The 15,824-nt window shown below is 62.6% G+C and carries 17 protein-coding genes and 3 pseudogenes; 9 read left to right on the plus strand and 11 right to left on the minus strand.

Going from position 1 to position 15,824, the window contains the following annotated elements:
- Position 1: 1 nt before the first annotated feature.
- Positions 2–943: a LysR family transcriptional regulator gene (locus CXQ88_RS11770; protein WP_104044349.1), complete on the minus strand. Its 942-nt coding sequence runs from the start codon at positions 941–943 to the stop codon at positions 2–4.
- 124 nt (positions 944–1,067) lie between these two features.
- On the opposite strand from CXQ88_RS11770, the gene CXQ88_RS11775 reads away from it, so the two are divergent.
- Positions 1,068–2,381 carry an MFS transporter gene (locus tag CXQ88_RS11775; protein ID WP_104044350.1) on the plus strand — a complete coding sequence of 438 codons (1,314 nt, stop codon included), beginning with the start codon at positions 1,068–1,070 and terminating at the stop codon, positions 2,379–2,381.
- Between the two features lie 99 nt (positions 2,382–2,480).
- On the opposite strand, the gene CXQ88_RS11780 is transcribed toward CXQ88_RS11775, so the two are convergent.
- Positions 2,481–4,064, minus strand: a complete 1,584-nt coding sequence (locus CXQ88_RS11780) for an amidohydrolase (protein ID WP_104044351.1) — start codon at positions 4,062–4,064, stop codon at positions 2,481–2,483.
- A gap of 162 nt (positions 4,065–4,226) precedes the next feature.
- Here CXQ88_RS11780 and CXQ88_RS11785 point away from each other — a divergent pair, with 162 nt between their 5' ends.
- The 3 genes from CXQ88_RS11785 (at position 4,227) to CXQ88_RS11795 (ending at position 8,300) form a co-directional block, all read left to right on the plus strand.
- Positions 4,227–5,450, plus strand: coding sequence for a M20 metallopeptidase family protein (locus tag CXQ88_RS11785; RefSeq protein WP_258061832.1), 1,224 nt, complete (start codon positions 4,227–4,229; stop codon positions 5,448–5,450).
- A 42-nt stretch (positions 5,451–5,492) separates the two neighbouring features.
- Positions 5,493–6,818 carry an MFS transporter gene (locus CXQ88_RS11790; RefSeq protein ID WP_104044353.1) on the plus strand — a complete coding sequence of 442 codons (1,326 nt, stop codon included), beginning with the start codon at positions 5,493–5,495 and terminating at the stop codon, positions 6,816–6,818.
- A gap of 183 nt (positions 6,819–7,001) precedes the next feature.
- Positions 7,002–8,300 (plus strand): aminotransferase-like domain-containing protein, encoded by a 1,299-nt coding sequence (locus tag CXQ88_RS11795; RefSeq protein ID WP_181037487.1) that lies wholly within the window; start codon positions 7,002–7,004, stop codon positions 8,298–8,300.
- Positions 8,301–8,727: 427 nt separating this feature from the next.
- Here CXQ88_RS11795 and CXQ88_RS11800 read toward each other — a convergent pair whose 3' ends face one another.
- The 4 genes from CXQ88_RS11800 to CXQ88_RS11805 form a co-directional block, all read right to left on the minus strand.
- Complete coding sequence (locus CXQ88_RS11800; RefSeq protein ID WP_104044355.1) at positions 8,728–9,180, minus strand: hypothetical protein; 453 nt, start codon at positions 9,178–9,180, stop codon at positions 8,728–8,730.
- 391 nt (positions 9,181–9,571) lie between these two features.
- Positions 9,572–9,715 carry a hypothetical protein gene (locus tag CXQ88_RS21790; RefSeq protein ID WP_181037488.1) on the minus strand — a complete coding sequence of 48 codons (144 nt, stop codon included), beginning with the start codon at positions 9,713–9,715 and terminating at the stop codon, positions 9,572–9,574.
- Between the two features lie 157 nt (positions 9,716–9,872).
- Positions 9,873–10,109 carry a hypothetical protein gene (locus CXQ88_RS21555; RefSeq protein WP_146069196.1) on the minus strand — a complete coding sequence of 79 codons (237 nt, stop codon included), beginning with the start codon at positions 10,107–10,109 and terminating at the stop codon, positions 9,873–9,875.
- Between the two features lie 5 nt (positions 10,110–10,114).
- Complete coding sequence (locus CXQ88_RS11805) at positions 10,115–10,366, minus strand: hypothetical protein (RefSeq protein ID WP_104044356.1); 252 nt, start codon at positions 10,364–10,366, stop codon at positions 10,115–10,117.
- A gap of 493 nt (positions 10,367–10,859) precedes the next feature.
- Here CXQ88_RS11805 and CXQ88_RS11810 point away from each other — a divergent pair, with 493 nt between their 5' ends.
- On the plus strand, positions 10,860–11,177 hold the full coding sequence (locus CXQ88_RS11810) for a hypothetical protein (protein ID WP_104044357.1): 318 nt from the start codon (positions 10,860–10,862) through the stop codon (positions 11,175–11,177).
- A gap of 416 nt (positions 11,178–11,593) precedes the next feature.
- Entirely contained in the window at positions 11,594–11,788 is a 195-nt protein-coding gene (locus tag CXQ88_RS11815) for a hypothetical protein (RefSeq protein ID WP_104044358.1), read from the plus strand.
- Between the two features lie 136 nt (positions 11,789–11,924).
- On the opposite strand, the gene CXQ88_RS11820 is transcribed toward CXQ88_RS11815, so the two are convergent.
- From CXQ88_RS11820 to CXQ88_RS11830, 4 genes are all read right to left on the minus strand, one after another.
- The gene (locus tag CXQ88_RS11820) at positions 11,925–12,674 is read right to left on the minus strand and encodes a GAF and ANTAR domain-containing protein (protein ID WP_104044359.1); all 750 of its coding nucleotides are present in this window, start codon (positions 12,672–12,674) and stop codon (positions 11,925–11,927) included.
- 104 nt (positions 12,675–12,778) lie between these two features.
- Positions 12,779–12,934, minus strand: a complete 156-nt coding sequence (locus CXQ88_RS21795; RefSeq protein WP_181037489.1) for a hypothetical protein — start codon at positions 12,932–12,934, stop codon at positions 12,779–12,781.
- Between the two features lie 400 nt (positions 12,935–13,334).
- Positions 13,335–13,574 (minus strand): hypothetical protein, encoded by a 240-nt coding sequence (locus tag CXQ88_RS11825; protein ID WP_104044360.1) that lies wholly within the window; start codon positions 13,572–13,574, stop codon positions 13,335–13,337.
- Positions 13,575–13,791: 217 nt separating this feature from the next.
- Positions 13,792–14,067 (minus strand): hypothetical protein, encoded by a 276-nt coding sequence (locus tag CXQ88_RS11830; RefSeq protein ID WP_104044361.1) that lies wholly within the window; start codon positions 14,065–14,067, stop codon positions 13,792–13,794.
- 183 nt (positions 14,068–14,250) lie between these two features.
- Between CXQ88_RS11830 and CXQ88_RS11835 the strand changes: the two genes are divergently transcribed.
- From CXQ88_RS11835 to CXQ88_RS22680, 3 genes and pseudogenes are all read left to right on the plus strand, one after another.
- Positions 14,251–14,940: a TetR/AcrR family transcriptional regulator C-terminal domain-containing protein gene (locus CXQ88_RS11835; protein ID WP_104044362.1), complete on the plus strand. Its 690-nt coding sequence runs from the start codon at positions 14,251–14,253 to the stop codon at positions 14,938–14,940.
- 244 nt (positions 14,941–15,184) lie between these two features.
- Positions 15,185–15,394, plus strand: a pseudogene (locus CXQ88_RS22675) (hypothetical protein); the annotation flags it as partial.
- 137 nt (positions 15,395–15,531) lie between these two features.
- A pseudogene (locus CXQ88_RS22680) lies at positions 15,532–15,582 on the plus strand (hypothetical protein); the annotation flags it as partial.
- A gap of 122 nt (positions 15,583–15,704) precedes the next feature.
- Here the strand turns inward: CXQ88_RS22680 and CXQ88_RS22325 are convergent.
- Positions 15,705–15,824, minus strand: a pseudogene (locus CXQ88_RS22325) (succinate dehydrogenase iron-sulfur subunit); the annotation flags it as partial.

Here is a 15,824-nt window from a genome sequence, read left to right on the forward strand (position 1 = left end):
CTCATCCCTTTTGGGCATGCTCTTTTTCGCTTTTTACCTCGTCCTCCACGAGGGCTCCCCGTCCGTTAAGGAACTCCCGTAAACGAACAGCGGTGGCGCGGATGGCCTTCTCAGCGAAGTGCCCGGGAATCCATGCTGTGTGCAGGGGTAGCCGGAGGACCTGGTTTGGCATTCCTTCGGCGCCGACGAGAATACGGATCGGGTGCGTGCCGTACGCGGGCAGGTCGGTGGTCACTCCAATGCCGTGCCCGGCAGCGGCCAGGGCCATGATGGTCTGTCCGTCGTCGCATTCGGAGACCTGGCGGAAGCTCAAGTGGGCCTGGTTGAGTGCATCGTCGAGAATGTACCGGCTGACGCTCTGGTGCGAAGGCAGGATGGCATGCTGGCTGCCCAGAGCCGAGAGGGGGAGTTCAGATACCCCCTCCAGCGCCCACCGATGGTCTGCCGCCACGTACGCGGTCAGCGGGATACTCCCGAGCGGCATTGTTGCCAGCCCGGATTCAGGGGCCGCCGGGGACACAGCGAAATCGCTGCCATGCAGGAGAGCATCAGTGATGGCGAAGTGGCTGGTCTCCCTGGTAATTATCAACGGATCCTCCGGACCCGTCGTGGCAATATAGGGCGCCAGGAACCCGCGCACTGACGCGGTGGTAGCAGCAACCACCAGCGTTGCTACCCTTCCCGTACGGAGCGCATCTGCCGCGTCTTCCAGGGTCTGGGTCTCCAGGATCAGCCGACGGGCGGCAGGGACGAAAGCACGGCCCGCAGGGGTCAGTACCAGCTTGTTGCCCTGAGCCTCAAAAAGGCTGAGCTTAAGTTCCCTTTCCAGTGTCTTAATCTGCCGGCTGAGCGCAGGCTGGGCTATATGGATGAGCTCAGCCGCGGCAGTGATCGTGCCTGCATCCACGACGGCCAAAAAGTACTCCAGACGGCGAAAGTTCATGACAAAAGCATGCCGTTTGGGTATGTGATTGCGCAAGAAGAAGTATTGGCGGGTATGCAACAGCTCACAGTACCGTCGTCTACAGCAAGCATTGATCTGCACTCTTTAGCCGAAAGACCCACCCATGACTACTCCCACTTCACGTACTGCCGCACACGCCGGTGCCAAGGAACGTGGCCCGTCCAGCCCAGGCAAGGTGGTGGCCGCCGCCTTCATCGGCACTGCCCTCGAGTGGTACGACTTCTTCCTGTTCGGAACCACCGCAGCCATCGTCTTCGCCCCTCTGTTCTTCCCCAGCACTGACCCGGTGGCTTCCACGGTCGCCGCATTCCTCAGCTTCAGTGCCGCCTTCGTTGCCCGTCCCATCGGTGCCATCATCTTTGGCCACGTAGGGGACAAGTACGGGCGGCGCGGTGCGCTCGTGGCAACGGTGATGCTTATGGGCGCCGCGTCCACGCTGATGGGCCTGCTGCCCACCTACGAAACGGCCGGCGTCGTCGCCCCTGTCCTGCTGACACTGCTCCGGGCAGTCCAGGGCGTGGCAACCGGCGGGGAATGGGGCGGGGCAACGCTAATGGCCATCGAGTACGCTCCTGCCAACCGCCGTGGCCTGTACGCCGCCCTCGTCCAGCTCGGTTCGCCCGTCGGCACCCTGCTCTCCACCGGCGCGATCACGCTGGTTGCCCTGTTGCCCAAGGAAGACTTCATGTCCTGGGGCTGGCGCCTGCCGTTCATCGCCTCGATTCTCCTGGTGGCTGTGGCGCTCTGGCTCCGCTGGAACGTGGATGAAACTCCCGAATTCCAGGAACTGAAGGCAAACGACGGGACCAAGAAGGCTCCCGTCCTCGAACTGGTCCGCAAGCACAAGCGCAGGCTTGCCATCGGAGTCTGCACCTACCTGGTGGGCAACGCCGGCTTCTTCATCCTGACCACCTTCATGATCAGTTACGTGACCCGGGTCCTCGGCCTGCCGTCCACGGTGATCCTGACTGCCATGACGATCGGTGCCGTGGCCCAGATGGTCATAACAGTGGTTGCCGGACGCCTCGCCGACCGCTTCGGCGCAGCCCGCGTCGGGATCATCGGCTACTCCATCTTCATTGCCCTGGCATTTCCCATCTTCGGGCTCGTGGATACCAGGGACCCGGGCCTGATCATCGTGGCCATGGTGCTGGCATTCGGTCCGTGTGCCATTACTTACGCGATCATCGGCGCCCTGATCGACCGGCTCTTCCCGGCAGAGGTCAAGTACACGGGCATGGGGCTTTCGGCGAACCTGTCGGCCGTCGTCGCTGGATTCATGCCGGCGCTGGCCACTGTCTTCCTGTCCCTGTCAGGGAATGCTTCCTGGGGACCTGCCACACTGCTGGTGGTGATCGGCCTGATCTCGCTCGGCGGCGCAATCGCGACCTCGAAGGTCAGGGCGGACGCCAGGTAGACAGAATTTCCAACACGAAAAAGGTACCCCCGCAGCCGTGCTGCGGGGGTACCGGCGTTTTGTACCCGCTGAACTGCCGCTCGCTGTGCTGTCCGGCTACTAGTCCTCGAGTCGGTAGCGCACGGACCCGCCGGTGACGGTCATGAGAACTCTCGTTTCCCTGAGTTCGGCGGGGCTTGCCGCAAAAATATCCGTGTCCAGCACGGCGAAGTCGGCGAGCTTACCGGGACTCAGCGTGCCTTTGATGTTCTCTTCACCGGACGCGTAGGCGGGTGCTGCGCAGTATGCATGCAGTGCCTCCTCCAGTGTGATCCGCTCCTGTGGTTCCCATCCGCCGTCGGGCTCGCCCTTAGCCGTTGTCCGGGTGATGGCGGCATGCAGCCCGTGGAACGGGTTGGGCACTTCCACGGGGGAGTCGGATCCGAAGGCCACGGTGGCTCCGGTGTCCAGGAGGCTCCGCCAGGCATAGGAGGCCAGGTCGCGGCCCTCGACCATGCCCAGGATGGGCAGGTCGCTGGGGCAGTGCTGGGGCTGCATTGAGGCCACCACGCCGAGCGTGTTCAGCCGGGGGACATCAGCAGGCTTCAGGAACTGGACGTGCTCGATCCGGTGACGCAGGTTGTGCTGCGCAGTGATGGTTTTTATGTCCTCCAGTGCGTTCAGGACCAGGTGGTTGGCGCGGTCACCGATGGCGTGGACGGCGACGGCGATTCCTGCCGTTGCGGCCCGTGTGGCCAGCCTCAACAGCTCGGGATAGGCGGTCACTTCCATGCCGTAGCTGGTGCTGCCCGGGAAAGGCTCGCTCATGTGGCAGGTATGGGAGCCCGCAGCGCCGTCGGCGAAGATTTTGACAGCGCCGTGTCGGATCCAGCTGTCTCCCTTGCCGGTCCGGATTCCGCCCAGGATGGCGGCTTCCAGGTCGTCCTGCGCGAGGAGCTTATGCACCCGCAGGGCAAGCGCGTTTTCGTCGCGAAGGTGTCTGTAGCCCTCAAGGGCGTCGGCTCCGTCGATGTCGTGAACCCCCGTCAGCCCCAGAGAGAGAAGGTACTGCTGGGCTTCCCGCAGCTGGTCTGCCAGATTTCCGGAAACCCCTGATGCAGCGAGTTTCCGGACCGGGTACACCGCGCTTTCCCGCAGGATCCCGGTGGCATCTCCGTGGGCGTTACGGACGATTTCACCGCCGGCAGGGTCGGGCGTGGTCCTGGTGATCCCGAGCAGCTGGAGTGCCTGCGAATTGGCCCACACCGTATGGCCGTCCGCGCTGGTCAGGGCAACAGGGTTCTTCGGGCAGAGGGAGTCGAGGGTTGCCCGGTCCGGCTGAACCGGGATTTCCCAGGCGTTGAAGTCCCACCAGCCGCCCAGAATCCACTCTCCTTCCCGGTAGCGGGGCTTCACCGCCGCTACTTCGGCAAGGGCTTCGACCAGGCTTCGGGTCTGCCGAAGGTCCACCTCGTGCATGGACCGGGCCAGGCTCGCAGTGTGAATGTGGGCATCTGTGAGTCCTGGAATCACGACGGCGTTGCCCAGCCCAACCGTCTTCGTCCCTGCCGGTGCGTGGGCCCGGAGCTGGGCTGTTGTGCCGGCAGCGACAATGACGCCGTCCTCCACCAAGATGGCCTCTGCCTGTGGCTGGTCCTGGTTGAGGGTGTGGAAAGTGGCATTTGCGAAGAGGGTGGCGGTCACGGAAACAGAGTAAGGCTTCGTAGTGCTCCTTCTTTCATGCCGTGGTGGCATGAATTCCGTGCAATTTTGGTCATGGACGGCAAGTAGCCCAGCTCACATACTCGAATGAAACCCCCGCCAACTCGTGGTGGCCAGCTTGTACATTTCGAAGGGAACACACCCGTGTCAGCCGACAAAATACTTGAAGACGCCAGGGAACTGCACGGCGACATCGTCCAGCTACGCCACGCCCTGCACCGCCACCCTGAGCTGGGCCTGGAATTGCCGCGCACCCAGGAAAAGGTGCTCGAGGCATTAGCCGACCTTCCCCTGGAGATCACCCTGGGCAAGGGCCTCACCTCTGTGGGCGCCGTCCTGCGCGGCACTGCTGGCGACATTTCTGGCGCCGACCGCCCCACGGTATTGCTCCGCGCGGACATGGACGCCTTGCCGCTCCAAGAGGAAACCGGCGTCGACTACACCTCCCAGGTGGCCGGCCGCATGCACGCCTGCGGGCACGACCTCCACACATCCATGCTGGCAGGTGCCGCCCGGCTGCTGGCCGAGCGACGCCATCAACTGGCCGGAGACGTCGTCCTGATGTTCCAGCCCGCCGAAGAGCAGCTGGCAGGCGCTCCCATGATGATCGACGAAGGGATCCTGGAGCTATCCGGTCGTCGGGCAGACGCCGCCTACGGCCTGCACGTCTTCAGTGCCGGCGGCAACACCGGCCGGTTCGAGACGAAACCGGGGGTCATGATGTCCGCCGCGGACGCGCTCTTCGTCAAGGTCATTGGCCAGGGAGGACACGGATCGGCGCCGCACCAGGCGAAGGACCCCGTGCCCGTGCTGGCGGAAATGATCCTTGGCCTGCAACACATGGTGACCCGCCAGTTCAACGCCCACGACCCCGTGGTGGTCTCGGTCGGGATGGTTAAGGCCGGCGAGGCAATCAACGTCATACCAGATACCGCCGAGTTCGGTGCAAGCCTCCGGATGTATTCAGATGCGGCCCGCACCAAAATGCAGTCAGCCGTCCCCCGACTGCTCGAAGGGATCGCGTCAGCCCACGGGCTGACCGTCGAGATTAACTACCACGTAGGAGGACGGGTCACGGTGACAGACGAAGCCCACACCGCCTTCGCAGCCGACCAGATCGAAGAGCTGTTCGGTGCCCAACGCCACCACCGGCTCGCCACTCCGCTGGGCGGGTCCGAAGATTTCGCCGACGTCCTGGCGCGCGTCCCGGGAAGCTTCATCTGCCTGGACGCCACTCCGGAAGGCCGGCAGGACGCAGCCTTCAATCACTCGCCCCGCGCCACGTTTGACGACAGCGTCCTGGTGGACGGCACAGCCCTGTACACCCAACTCGCCGTAGCCCGGCTCGCGCAGCTCACCAGTACCTGACCGCGCACCCATCCCAGAGACCCTCCCACCCTAGGAATTCCCATGACCCACGATTCAGCTTCCGGCGCCCCGGCACTGGCCGTCCCCGTTCAGGCGGCCCCGGCTAGCATCAAGGCTACAAAAGAGCAGCGGCAGACCCTGCTCGCTACAGGTATGGGCAACGCCCTCGAATGGTACGACTGGGGGATCTACTCGGCGTTTGCCATTTACTTTGCCACCGAGGTGTTCAACCCGAGGGACCCCCTCGCGGCACTGCTGGGAGCCATGGCAGTGTTTGCTGTCGGTTTCGTTGCCCGGCCGGTGGGCGGGTTGCTGTTTGGCTGGATGGCGGACCATCGGGGCCGCCGGGCCTCCATGATCTCCACCGTGGGCCTGGCTTCCTTCGGTTCACTGCTGATCGCCCTGGTACCGACCTACAGTGCGGCCGGCGCGTGGGCTGCGGCGGTGCTGCTGACGGCCCGCCTGCTGCAAGGACTGGCCCACGGCGGGGAGATGCCCTCCGCCCAGACATATATCGCGGAGACGGCCCCCGCCGCACGCCGCGGACTGTGGTCCTCGCTGATCTATTTCTCCGGGACCTCCGGCATCGTGATCGGCCTGCTCTTCGGCTATGTCTTGAATCTGATGTTGAGCAAGCAGGACATGCAGGCCTGGGGCTGGCGCATCCCGTTCATCATCGGGGCTGTGCTGGGCCTTTACACCCTCATCACGCGCTCACGGATGAAAGAGACGGAAACGTTCACGGCCGCCAAGGCCACCCCACGCACGCCCATCTGGCCGGAAATCCGCAAGAACTGGCGTTCTGCCCTTCGCGTCATCGGCCTCGGGGTGGGCGCTACGGTCTGCTACTACGTCTGGTCCGTCAGTGCGGTCCAGCAGGCCGTCCTGATCCACAAAATGGACCAGGGCACAGCGCTGCTGGCGAGCGTCCTGAGCAACGTCGTCCTCATCATCTCGCTGCCCTTCTGGGGGATGTTCTCGGACCGCTTCGGCCGCCGCGCAAACCTCTTGATCGGAACCGGTGCACCGATCATCCTGTTCCCGCTGCTGGTCAACACCGTGGGCCAGAGCTTCTGGTCGCTGTTCCTCCCTGCCACCCTCATCCTGGTATTGATGGGCTCCACATTGGCCATTTCCCCGGCCGTCTTTGCCGAAATGTTCCCCACGCGTATCCGCACGGTGGGCGTGGCTGTTCCATACGCCGTGGCAGTCGCGATCTTCGGCGGAACGGCACCGTACCTGCAGAGCTGGGCAAATGCTGCTTTCGGGCCGTCCGCGTTCATCGCCTACGTCGTCATACTTCTGACAATTTCCACCCTGGTGGCCTGGAAGCTACCCGAAACAAAGGGCAAGGATTTAACGAAGTAGGCAACCAAGGCCGACGTTTCCCGCGGAAAACTCAGCCGACGTTTCGAGGGGCTTGCGCACATCCGAGCTTCCATCCGATCATGCCGAAAGAGCATTCTCAACGCTACTTTTCGGTCTTAGACAGCATATGTGAGGCGCGCGATACTAATGTGCAGCCCCATCCCCCGATTGAAAGGAACGATCATGCCCGTAGCCGCGGAAGTCACCGCTGAGGCAGCCTTAGCCAAGCGAGTGCGGTCCGCCCGACCTTCGGAGGTGCGCAAGGTTTTCCGTGCCGCCCAGCGTCCGGGCATGATTTCGTTCGCGAACGGCGCCCCCTACCTCGGTGCCCTGCCGTTTGACCAGCTGGCCGCCTCCGCACAGAAGATTCTGGCGGAGGCCGGTCAGGTGGCCCTTCAGTATGGTGCAAGCCAGGGCGTTCCGGCGCTACGCAAGCACATCACCGCGCTCATGGAGCTGGAGGGGATCAAGGCAGAACCGGACCAGGTAGTGGTCACCGCCGGCAGCCAGCAGGCCCTGGACCTGGCGGCCCGGATACTGGTCAATCCCGGCGATGTCATCTTTGCGGAGGCGCCGTCCTACGCCGGAGGCATGGCCGTCTTCAGCGGCTACGAGGCAGAAATCGTGCACATTCCCATCGACGCTGACGGCCTAATCCCTGAAGAGCTAGAGCAGGCCATTGCCAAGGTCATTGCCTCCGGCCGGACCGCCAAGGGCCTGTACACCATTCCGAACTTCCAGAACCCGGGCGGCGTCAACCTCTCTGCCGAGCGCCGCCGCAGGATCGGCCAGATTTGCCGCGACAACGGGCTGTTGATCTTCGAGGACAATCCCTACGGGCTGCTCGGCTTCGACGGGCAGACGCTGCCGGCCATCCAGCCGAACTTCCCGGACATCACCGTGTACTTCGGCTCCTTCTCCAAGATGATCGCCCCCGGCCTGCGCCTCGGCTGGGTCCTGCCGCCCGATTCCCTCTTCGAGCACTTCATCAACACCTCCGAAACCACGCTGCTCAACCCGCCGGTATTCAACCAGATGCTGCTCAGCTCCTACCTGGACAACCCGGCCTGGCAGGACAAGCTGGAGGAATACCGCGGCCTGTACAAAGAGAAATTCCTCGCCCTGCTGGACACCCTCGAACAGGTCATGCCCGACGGCACCACCTGGAACCGTCCCAGCGGCGGCTTCTACCTGTGGGTAACCGTTCCGGAGGGCATCGACACCGACGTCCTGGTCCACGAGTGCATTGAGCGCGGCGTCGTTTACGTTCCGGGCACGGCCTTCTACACCAACGGCAAAGGCCACACCGAGCTACGGCTGTCTTTCTGCCTGCCCACGATCGATCAGATCCGTGAGGGCGGGGCCATCCTGGGCGAAGTTTTTACCCAGGCGGCCGAGGCTGCCAGGGTCAAGGAACCCCGTTCCCACACAGATTCAGTCTTTTCCCACACCACTAGTCAATTCAGGGAAGTGACGGCATGAAACGCCGGACGCTGGTCCGCGGCAACACCGATGCTCGCCCGATGGAAGGACCTGATTGCAAGATCCCTAACGCGTTCGATCACGCCGGACCGCGGGAAGCAGCTACTCAAGTGTTTTCTAGGCCTTTACCAGTTGAGTGGCAGCCCCTCCGGGGGTCAGTACCACCATCAAAACGAAATAGCTCCAAGGGGACTGTTTAGCTCCGACGCAGAAACTTTGAGCGATCCGCGGCTGCGGATAATTGGGTTATCCACCCGGACCGGAATTCTCGTTCAAACGTGAACAATTCCGGTTGTTCCGGGGACCAGGTAAAGAGCCGTATGTCAGCTTGGGGTGTGTTCTATCTCGACAAGCCACTGTTTCGGCCTCCGCCTGAAACCCAGAGCGTTATAGGGGGCGCCCGAGAGAAAGCAGTACTTGGAAGCACCTAGTTTTGGCCGCCGTCGATCGCGCGTAGGTCAGGGGGTTCTTTCGGCCACGGATGTAGGGTGTCGGCCCGCTCAAATCCCAAGACGCCTTCAGGCTTTTCGAGGATGACAGAGTCCTGGTGGGAGCCTGCGGCATGGGCGAGTGCCGCCAGCACCAGATCCAGCAACGCCCGGTCGAGACCAGGTATAACGTCGGAGAGGGCCACCTGTTCCTCGCCTCCCAGGGATGCTGCGATCATCATGAACTGGTGCTCACCGCCGGAGAGCCCGTCCATGTGCTCGGGGATGGCTTCGAAATCAATCCAGCTCCGGCCTTGCTCATCGCTGTGCATCCATGGCCAGCCCGGCTGGGTGAAGCGTCCGTTGAATGCACGGAGGAGAAGTTCTGTGGCGGCTTCGCAGGGGAGGGAGCCTCGCGCCCATTCACGTAGTGCCTGGGCAGTTGTCGTCATGGGTGCATCATGTCATGGCCGACCCGGGCCGCGGTGCGGGTCGGCGGCGTGGTCCTGCAGAAAGCGTCCATCAGGGCCGCTAGCTGCTTAACGGGTGACAGAGGGTCGATCGAACGAGCTGATCGGCGCTTGAGTTCACGAATCCAGGGATTAAGTATCCCGAGCATTCGGTACCTCACCACCCAGCATGCGCGTGTTAACGGTCATAACCTAATCCCGGGTACCAGGATCAGAGCAGGCTGGGCAAGCTAATCTTCACGGGAAGCCCGGTTGTGGGACGTTCGGGAGATGCCCTCGAGCTTTCTGTTCAGGCTTTCGGATTATGGTTCGAAGGAGGTGGCTCCGGGGGTGATCGGTGATGCGTTCATGGGGCTCCTTCGAGGGCTGATGCCTAGCTGTTGCCGGTGTGGACGAGGCTGTCGAGGTCCAGTTCGCTGGCCGGGGCGTCGGCGAGGCCGGCGGGCGTGAGGTCAAGGTCCTCGATGCTGAGCGGGATGGCCGTGGCCTTGAGCTCGGCAGTGATGTTGTTCGTCATGGTCGGGTATCCCTTCGGTATGGCCTGTGGCAGGGGGAGTAGGTTAGTTGTGCTGTTTCTGTTCCAGCCAGGGTGCGGCCGCCGCTGGAACAGCGGGTGATGGCGTGCCGTCATCGCCCGACGCGATCGGGTAGGGCAGCAAACGTCGAGTGGCCGCTTACCGCGGGGCACCTGCGGGAAGGGCTGCGAGGTGGTCCGCGGTAGTGTCCAGGACCCGGGATTGGCGGCACTGTGAACAGATGACCGCTACGGCGAGGGTGCCTGCCCGTCTGCCCATGACCGCCGGGAATTCGACGGCGAGGTGCTGGTCGGTGTCGCAGTTTGCGCACCATGGGCGTTTCCCGCGTGGCTGATGCACATCCCAGGGAATGTAACTGTTCGATGCCGTGGTCATTTTGGTCAGACCATGGCCGGGTAGCTGGACATGATGTAGTCAGCGGCCGCGGGGCCCTTCATGCGTAATTTCGGGTAGGGACAGCTGCGCTGTCGCATCGCTTCCCAGAAGATTCGCTCTGGCTGTGGCGTGTTGTGGGATATGTAGCACCAGCTGGTGTACGGGCCGTAAAGGGCGTCTCCGTCAAGAGTTAAGCCGGACTCCGGGTCCGTATAGGTGGCTTCCTTGAGGAACTGGTCGAACTGGGACTGTGCCATGGTGGTTCTTCTTTTGGCTTGGTGCAGTTGTCCACCGTTCGGCTACAGCGGTCTCCAGCTCATTGCGCTGCACGGGGCATCGAGCCGAGCTGCCGGACCATGAAAAATTTCTTCAGGTCCGGAAGACTAAAAATAGGGTAATACATGACGGCCCTAAATACTAAGCACACTTATGTACCCGGTCCCGCTAGGGCGAGACAGCGCGTGAGACAGGACTGGAGTGCTCGTCCTGGGTGTGGTCGTGCAGCCGTGTGGCTGTCAGCCCAGTGGTACGCAAAGAAGAGAGGCAGGTTGTATCCCGAACGGGTAGTGCAACTGGCCAAATGTGGTCCAGGCTGGCGACGGCGAACCTGACTTGTTCGAAGGGCGGGGTCTGTTTGGCTCGACGACGGTGCTGGGCTCTTGTCAGCGTCTGCGGGAACCCATTGACACGGCTGGTGGCCGCGACTACCACTGGCCGTAGGGACCACCGTGGTCCTTCTTAGGAGCGGAGATGGCTACTACACCGTACGGCATCGTTCATTTTTTTCCTGGCGGCACCCGGGAGCAATACCTGTCCTCGATCGCTGCTGTCCATCCGGGAGAAGGACAGCTCCCTGCAGGTCAGATCTTCCATGCAAGCGGCGCCTCTGTTGGCGGCTGGACGGTCCTGGCAGTGCATGAATCAAAGGAGAGCTGGGAGATATTCCGGGATACAATTCTTTTCCCCCAAATGGAGGCGGGCATCAAGGGCGGGTTCGAGACCATGCCTGTAGAAACAGCAATCGACTTGATTACCGTCATGCCGCACAAATACATGGGGGTACCCTAAACCTGCCCGAGCCTCATCTTCTGAACATGCATGTCCATTCCCCAGGAGCGGAGAATCAGTTCCCACTGCTTCTGCAGTCCAGACCGGGAGATGTTTGTCAGGTTGGGGTGTACCCAACTCCATCGGTGCTTCGGAGTGCAGCTGCCCCTTCTTGCAAACGATGGAGTTCAAGCAACTCGCCCCGGAACACGGGCTATCTGGAGTCTCTATAAGGGGTCACGGGCGCCCTCACAACGAAAAGGGCCCCTGTCTATGCGTGTTATTTCCTGCACATTTGCTGGTGGCCTCAGCCCAACGCATGAAACAATTACGCTGTTCTGAGTAAAAGGGACGCACAGAGAGCGGCCAGCATTAGAACTGTCGCCGCCAAACTGAGAGTAGTCATTGTGGAAGATCCACGACTGACAGCGCGGGCCATGGTCGAACAAGACGAAGCTGACGTCTATGAAATCTGGGTGCAGTATTACGCCAACGGCGGTAACGCGTCCAAACTCGAATTCGAGTCGTTCCTGTACGGGGTGAGCGAGCCGAGCGCCCTGGATCTGGACCTTTTGGAGCTTTCGATAGAAGAGCTGCACGCCCCGAAGGAGTCGGCCCAGCCCGGCCATTGACAGCGCCCTTACGTCGTCCGCTGCTTGAGCTGTCGCTGAAGCCTGCCGGTAGACGGCGCCCAGAGTGGGTTTACAGCTGTCCTACCGACAGGTTGTGACCGCCAGAGCGGTTGGTCCCTGCCGAGCGCCGGCACTCTTATTCATCGAAGTGGGTGCGCAGGCCCGGGGTGGGCGTCGCTGATTCAACGACTGTTGCTGCTACGTCCCGGAGCTTGAGGTTGCGGGCGTTGGAGGCGCTGCGCAGGATTTTCATGGCTGCGTCCTGGCTGCACCGGTTTTGGGCCATGATGATACCGACGGCGACGTCAATGGCTGTCCGGCTTTTCATCGCCGCTGCCAGGTTGTTTTTCGCGTCCGGGAGTCGTGCCAGGCGCAGTTCCAGCCGGAGGGTCTTGGCGGACTGCTCGCCGAACAGTTCGGCTCTGGTGATGTCTTCGCCGGTGAACCCGTGGGCTCGTGTGGAGTAGATGTTCAGGGAGGCCGCGGACTCTCCTTCCAAACGTAGGGGAACGCTGAGGATGGACCGGATGTACTTGGTGGCGACGGCGCGGGTGTATTCGGGCCAGCGATGCTCTTGGGAGACGTCAGGGACGTGCATGGTGGAGCCGGTGCGCATGGCGGCGAGGCAGGGTCCGTCGCCGAAGCGGTACTGGAGCTCATCCATGGCGTGTGCCCAGGGAGTGCTGGAGGCCACCGTGACAGGCTTCTTCCGGCGCTCGATGGTGACATTGCAGAAAATTTCCGACGCAGGTGGGGCGAGGAGGGCAGCGGAGAAGGCGGCGAGTTCCTGAAAAAATTCCTCGGCGTCCGAGGTTTCCAGGACCAGGTCCTGGAGTTGGGAGATGACCCCGTCCTGAAGCTCGGCCGGGGCGGGTGAGGTGTTCATTGGGCTCCTTCGGATAGTTTTCAACGCTTTGGAATCGGTGCGGTAACGGCTTGCCGGAACTGGCCGGAGGTGCCGGGACCGTATTCTCGGTTCAGGGCTGGTGACTAGCTGTTGCCGGTGTGGACGATGCTGTCGGTGTCTTGTTCGTTGGCGGGGGCGTCGGCGAGACCGGCGGGTGTGAGGTCAAAGTCCTCGATGCCCAATGGGGTGGCGCGCCCGACTCTGGGAGCGGCGGTGGTGGTGCGGGTGTTGTTCGTCATTTCTGGGTACACCTTCGATCTGGCCTGTCGGCTGGGGGAGTGGGTTGGTTGCACTGGGCTGTTCCAGCCGGGGTGCGCGCGGTGCTGGAACACCGCGGGATGTTGCCATCATTGGCTCGTGGGGGCGGGCCGGCCAGCAGCGGCAGGGTGTCACGATGGACCTTCGGGAAGGACGGCGACGTGGTCCGCGGTGAGTCCAGGACCCTGGAGTGGCGGCACTGCGAACAGCCGACGGCGACTGCGGGAGTGCCTGCCCGTCTGCCCGTGACCGCGGGGAGTTCGACCAGGAGGTGCTGATCGGTGTCGCAGTTTCCGCACCAGGGGCGTATGCCGCGTGGCTGGTGCACGTCCCACGGGACGTAGCTGTTAGAGGCTGTCGTCACGTTGGTTGGACCACGGCCTAGTAGCTGTTCAGGAGGTAGTCCGTGGCCGCGGGGCCCCTCATGCGCAATCGGTGCCCGGGACTGATGCGCTGTCCCATCGCCTCCCAGAAGACGTGCTGGGGCTGTGGCGTGTTTTGGGATACGTAGCACCAGCTGGTGTACAGGCCGTAAAAGGCATCCCCGTCAATCGTCGAGTCAGACGCATGGTCTCTGTAGGTGGCTTCGCTGAGGAACTGGTCAAACGGTGTATAGGCCACAGTGGCTCTTCTCAACAAGGTGCGATGGTCCGCCGGGGGCTACAGCGAACTCAAGCTTGCTGCCTTGCACGGGACAGCAAGCGGAACTGCGGGAGGACCGATGTTCTTGGGCTCCGGCAGGTAAAACAGGGGGTAAGGCGGGAGGGTCCTGGCACAGCAGCGTTCGGTGCGGCGCCAGGATCAGTCGGTTCCCGGCACGGGGCCGGAGAAGCGCGTGTTAGGCGCGGTTGTTGTGGGCGCGGTTGCCGGCTTTCGCCAGTCCGCGCGCCACCATCAGGCCGACCGTGAGGAAGGCGACGTACTGCATCGCATGGTTGGCGTTGAAGACGTCAACGCCGTTCTCGCTCGCGTCGTCGCCGACAACAGCTGCCGTGATGATCGTGGCAATCACGGCTGCAACATAGACGGCGAACTCGAGGGTCCGGGTCGAAATTCTGATGGCGTTGGCGTTGCGGATCGTGCTGGAAGGCTCGTTCTGGGTCTGCGTCGTCATGTGGTTCTCCCTAGGTAAGGGGTGTGAGGTGCCCGTGTCGGCCCTGCAAACTTTGATCCCTTGACTGAAACCATGTCGACAACTTCTCTACACCGTAGACTTTACATGTAGACTGGTTAATAAGCAAGCTTACGTATCTCCAATGGGTGGGCCTGAACGCAACGAACAGGACGGACACTCTTCATGGCTACCCCCGAAAAATCCAACAACCAAAAAAGCGCCCGGAAGGCGCCCCTCAGCAGGGACCTGGTGCTCTCCACCGCGCTGGCGTTGGTTGATGAGGAAGGCCTGGACGCCCTGACCATGCGCCGCCTGGGGCAGGAACTGCATCGCGATCCCATGAGCCTGTACCGGTACGCGGCCAACCGGGCAGCCCTGCTGGACGGGGTCACCGAAGTTGTCCTCGATGAGCTCACGATCTTCCCGGATGACCCGGACTGGCAGGCACAGTTGCGCCGGATCGCCCATGACTTCCGGCTCATGGCTCTGCGGCACCCCAAGGTGATGCCGCTGCTGGTCACCCGGCCCCTGTCCACTCCCTTGGGCTTGCGCCCGTTGGGAACACTGCGGCCACTGGAACGGATCCTGGCGCTGCTGATAGATGCCGGCTTCGCCCCAGCCGATGCCCTGCACGTCTACCGCGTTTATTACGGGTTTTTCTACGGGCACATCCTCAACGAACTCCAGGAGTACGTTGTAGACCCGGACGAAAGCGAAGCCATCCTGCGCCTGGGCCTGCACCGCCTCCCAGCCAAGGAATTCCCCCACCTCCGGACCCTGGCCCCCGCCCTCGCCGACTACGACGGCGCCGTCGAACTCGACCGGGGATTGACCATTCTGCTCACGGGACTCGCAACCCAACTCGCGGCGTAGGACATCCCTCCAGTACCGCAGCCACAACCCCTTGTCGTCTGGTTCCCCCGACTGTCACTCCGGAAGGAAACCGACGGATGCCGGGACCCGCTGTCTGATCCTGGGGAACTGGCTGCGCATCACCCCGATCGCTGCAGCACCGGCCAGCCGTGGGGTAAGTAATGTGTGAGTGGCTCCGGTAGCTGGCCTGCAGGAGCGGAGGGTTAGGTAATGGAGGGGGACGGACGCTTGGTGGCTGCATCGGATGAAGCAGACAGCGCCCGGTCAAGGCACGCGCAGCGTTCCCCGCCGTGCCTGGGACGAACAATTTGGTGAATACGTGCGGTTCATCGAGCGGCAGAGGCGGGTACCTTCGCAATATGCGGAAGAACCCGGTGAGCGGGCTTTGTCTTACTGGATGCGGAATCACAGATCCAGCCTTCGAAACGGTTTGCTCCTGCGGGAAAGAATCGCGAAGTTGGACTCGGCCCTGCCTGGTTGGAGTCATGTCGCTCCCGGTGGCTACCGTCCCTCTTCCCGGACCGAGGCGAGGTGGAACACCGTCTGGAACAACTCAAGGAGCACGTACGTGCTTACGGAAGAAATCCCGGCATGGGACGGTCCGGTTCCCCGGAGGAACAGGGCTTGGGCAAGTGGTTGTCAGTCCAGCGTCACTTGCTGAAGAAAGGCGCACTGTACCCGGAGCGCGCCGCGCAACTCCACAAACGCTTCCAGGCAGGCGGCGGCCCTCGGCGAAATGACTCAGCGCATCTGTTGGGTGTGTGTCATATGCGGGTGGACAGGATTGCCTGGCTGACTTCCTTGATTGCCTGCGTGATCTTGATACCTCGCGGGCAGGCCTCGCTGCAGTTGAATATCGTTCGGCAGCGCCAGACCCCTTCCCT

It is taken from the genome of Arthrobacter sp. ZGTC412 (assembly GCF_002929215.1).
Lineage (GTDB): Bacteria > Actinomycetota > Actinomycetes > Actinomycetales > Micrococcaceae > Arthrobacter.

Excerpts from the sequence above, each read along its gene's own strand:
- CXQ88_RS11770 (WP_104044349.1), bottom strand. The coding sequence starts at position 943 with ATGAACTTTCGCCGTCTGGAGTACTTTTTGGCCGTCGTGGATGCAGGC.
- CXQ88_RS11775 (WP_104044350.1), top strand. The coding sequence starts at position 1,068 with ATGACTACTCCCACTTCACGTACTGCCGCACACGCCGGTGCCAAGGAA.
- CXQ88_RS11790 (WP_104044353.1), top strand. The coding sequence starts at position 5,493 with ATGACCCACGATTCAGCTTCCGGCGCCCCGGCACTGGCCGTCCCCGTT.
- CXQ88_RS11795 (WP_181037487.1), top strand. The coding sequence starts at position 7,002 with ATGCCCGTAGCCGCGGAAGTCACCGCTGAGGCAGCCTTAGCCAAGCGA.
- CXQ88_RS11800 (WP_104044355.1), bottom strand. The coding sequence starts at position 9,180 with ATGACGACAACTGCCCAGGCACTACGTGAATGGGCGCGAGGCTCCCTC.
- CXQ88_RS21790 (WP_181037488.1), bottom strand. The coding sequence starts at position 9,715 with ATGACGAACAACATCACTGCCGAGCTCAAGGCCACGGCCATCCCGCTC.
- CXQ88_RS21555 (WP_146069196.1), bottom strand. The coding sequence starts at position 10,109 with ATGACCACGGCATCGAACAGTTACATTCCCTGGGATGTGCATCAGCCA.
- CXQ88_RS11805 (WP_104044356.1), bottom strand. The coding sequence starts at position 10,366 with ATGGCACAGTCCCAGTTCGACCAGTTCCTCAAGGAAGCCACCTATACG.
- CXQ88_RS11810 (WP_104044357.1), top strand. The coding sequence starts at position 10,860 with ATGGCTACTACACCGTACGGCATCGTTCATTTTTTTCCTGGCGGCACC.
- CXQ88_RS11815 (WP_104044358.1), top strand. The coding sequence starts at position 11,594 with ATGGTCGAACAAGACGAAGCTGACGTCTATGAAATCTGGGTGCAGTAT.
- CXQ88_RS11820 (WP_104044359.1), bottom strand. The coding sequence starts at position 12,674 with ATGAACACCTCACCCGCCCCGGCCGAGCTTCAGGACGGGGTCATCTCC.
- CXQ88_RS21795 (WP_181037489.1), bottom strand. The coding sequence starts at position 12,934 with ATGACGAACAACACCCGCACCACCACCGCCGCTCCCAGAGTCGGGCGC.
- CXQ88_RS11830 (WP_104044361.1), bottom strand. The coding sequence starts at position 14,067 with ATGACGACGCAGACCCAGAACGAGCCTTCCAGCACGATCCGCAACGCC.
- CXQ88_RS11835 (WP_104044362.1), top strand. The coding sequence starts at position 14,251 with ATGGCTACCCCCGAAAAATCCAACAACCAAAAAAGCGCCCGGAAGGCG.